The sequence below is a fragment of the Lentiprolixibacter sp. genome (genome assembly GCF_982873095.1).
Map to the genome: position 1 here is coordinate 1 of NZ_CEYNTP010000123.1, position 2,351 is coordinate 2,351.

The following is a 2,351-nucleotide window of genomic DNA, read 5'->3' on the forward strand; positions in this document are numbered from 1 at the left end:
GAAACCTGTTCTTTTTCTGCTTTGGTAAGCGTACCCGTCTTGTCGAAGATGGCTGTGTTGATCTTGGCCAGCTGTTCAATGGCCTCCGTATCCTTCAGATAGAATTTCTTGTTTCCAAAGATGCGCAGCATGTTCCCCAGGGTGAATGGTGCGGCAAGGGCTATGGCACACGGACAGGCGATGATGAGGACGGCCGTGAATACATTGAGGGCCAGGGAGGGGTCTGCCACAAGCCAGTAAGCTGTTGCCAGGGAGGCAATGGTCAGCACAGCAACGGTAAAGCGTTTTCCAATCCGGTCCGTGAGGGTTTTAAACCCGGAAACAGTACTGTTTTCAAAGGCGGCGTTGCTCCACAGCTGTGTGAGGTAGCTTTGGGAAACCGGTTTGAGCACATCCATTTCAATGGCCCCTGACACCTGTTTTCCCCCGGCGTAAATTTTATCACCGGAGGTTTTGGAAACGGGAGCAGATTCCCCGGTCACAAAACTGTAGTCGATATGCGTTTTAGGACTGATGAGGATCCCATCCACGGGAATGAGTTCCTGGTTGCGGATCAGCAGCCGGTCACCCTTTTGTATCTGGTATACCTGCACGCTTTCTTCCTTGCCACCCGACAATAATCGGGTTACGGCGATGGGGAAATAAGACTTGTAGTCCCGCTCAAAGGATAGGAAGGCATAGGTCTTTTGCTGGAAAAATTTACCCAGCAGCAGGAAGAAGATCAATCCCGTTAAGCTGTCAAAAAATCCAGGTCCATGGTCCAGGATAATGTCCAGGGTACTTCTGCTGAACAGTGCTATAATTCCCAGGGCTATGGGAACATCAATATTGAGCATACGCGACCGCAGTCCTTTGAAGGCCGATGTGAGGTAATCCTGTCCCGCATAAAATACCACGGGTAGAGAAAAGGCAAACATCAGCCAACGGAAAAATGTCTTGTATTCGTTCAGCCAGAAATCCGGAGCTTGCGCCCCCTGTATATCAAAGTACTCAGGGAAAGACAGGAACATGACATTTCCGAACGCAAAACCGGCCACACCCAGTTTGTAGACAAGGCTCCTGTCCCGTACCTGGGCGTCCTTGCCCAGGTCGTCCAGGGATAAGTAAGGTTCATAACCGATCCTGGAGAGGAGGACCACGAGATCTTTAAGGGAGAGGGTGTCCCGTTTGTACGTGATCCGTATCGTTTTCTTTGGGAAATTAACCTGGGAATTGAGAACAGCTGTATTGAGCTTATTCATATTCTCCAGCACCCATATACAGGAGCTGCAATGTATATTGGGTATGTAAAGGTTGATGATGGCGAGGTGCCCATCCTGGAATTCGATCAGCTTTTCAGCAATAGCAGGATTATCGAGAAAATCGTACTTGCCCTCGATTTCTGCCGGAGTAGTACCAGCAGCCTGTTGTAGGTCATAATAATAGGATAGATCGTGATCAGAGAAAATCTCATATACAGTTTTGCACCCATTGCAACAAAAGGTTTTATCATCAAAAAGGACTTTAGTGCTACCGCAGGGATCCCCGCAGTGGTAACATTTTACCTTATCCATAGAAACATTTGCTTATACCCGGGTCCAAAAGTCTCCGAATTTCAACGGATTTTATATGATATTTGTCAGCTTTTCAATAATTTTATCATCCGTACTGGAAAAGATCAATAGATGGATCACAAAAAACGATGCGAAAACTGCATTATCCGCCAGTTCAACTCCCTCCGGGCCATGACCAAGGAGGAATTGAAAAGGGTTGCTGATACCAAGACCACCAAAACCTTTAAAAAAGGGGAAGCCCTATTTGAGGAAGGAGAAAAGCTGAATGGGGTATTTTGCGTCAGAAATGGGGTGTCCAAACTTTCCAAGCTGAGCGCCAACGGAAAAGACCAGATCGTAAAGTTGGCCACCAAGGGCGAGGTGATGGGCCAGCGTTCGGTCATTGTGGAAGAAAGTGCCAACCTCAGTGCCGTAGCCGTCAATGACATGGAGGTATGTTTTATTCCCAAAGAGGCCATAGTTAATACACTGCACACCAATACAGATTTTACCTACGAGGTCTTGCGCCACATGGCCCACGATTTAAAGGAAGCGGACGACGTTATTGTAAACATGTCCCAGAAAACAGTGAAGCAACGTATCGCAGAGGCCTTCCTTTACCTGAGAAACAATTACGGAGAAGACGAGGAAGGGTATTTGAGCCTTACACTTTCCCGTGAAGATATTGCCAACGTGGTGGGTACCGCTACCGAATCCTGTATCCGGATCATTTCGGAATTCAAAAAGAAGGGCTATTTAAAAAGTTCAGGCAAAAAGTTAGGCATTGCCGACCTAAAAGGATTGCAGGATCTTGCAGAC

General features: G+C 47.4%; 2 protein-coding genes. One reads left to right on the forward strand and one right to left on the reverse strand.

Going from position 1 to position 2,351, the window contains the following annotated elements; all coding sequences use genetic code 11:
* Window positions 1-1,553, reverse strand: a 1,553-nt coding sequence (locus tag AC4E7D_RS08555) for a heavy metal translocating P-type ATPase (RefSeq protein ID WP_490173388.1), incomplete at its 3' end; no start/stop codon positions are given.
* A gap of 111 nt (window positions 1,554-1,664) precedes the next feature.
* On the opposite strand from AC4E7D_RS08555, the gene AC4E7D_RS08560 reads away from it, so the two are divergent.
* On the forward strand, window positions 1,665-2,351 hold a 687-nt coding region (locus AC4E7D_RS08560), incomplete at its 3' end, for a Crp/Fnr family transcriptional regulator (RefSeq protein ID WP_490173389.1).